This is a genomic window from Psychrobacter sp. GW64-MNA-CIBAN-0177 (assembly GCF_040309585.1).
Lineage (GTDB): Bacteria > Pseudomonadota > Gammaproteobacteria > Pseudomonadales > Moraxellaceae > Psychrobacter > Psychrobacter okhotskensis.
In genome coordinates this window covers 1-244 of sequence record NZ_JBEOOY010000529.1, presented here as the reverse complement: position 1 = coordinate 244, position 244 = coordinate 1, and the positions used below count along the sequence as shown (strand labels likewise).

The window sequence follows — 244 nt, the reverse complement described above, 5'->3', positions numbered from 1 at the left end:
AGCTTGTGGTTTCCATCGGGCCGATCAAATTGTGAGTCGTGGTTTGACACACGCCAGCCGTATCGACCGTACCGTTCGCCCCGTCTTCTGCCGTACACACTTCCGCTGCGGCTGCAGCGCCGATTGCCGCTCCGCCCAATGCGATCGCGATCACAGCCTGCCGCGCCACGCGCGACGAACCTCTCGAATGCGACTTTGCCGTTTCGGCTGCCGCCGTCCATGTATTGGTCACGGCGTTCCAGAT

At 61.9% G+C, this 244-nt stretch carries 1 protein-coding gene; it reads right to left on the bottom strand.

Annotated elements, in window-relative coordinates:
* A partial coding sequence (locus tag AAEY79_RS16105; protein ID WP_352289715.1) for a hypothetical protein occupies nt 1-232 on the bottom strand: 232 nt, incomplete at its 3' end.
* Nucleotides 233-244: the final 12 nt, after the last annotated feature.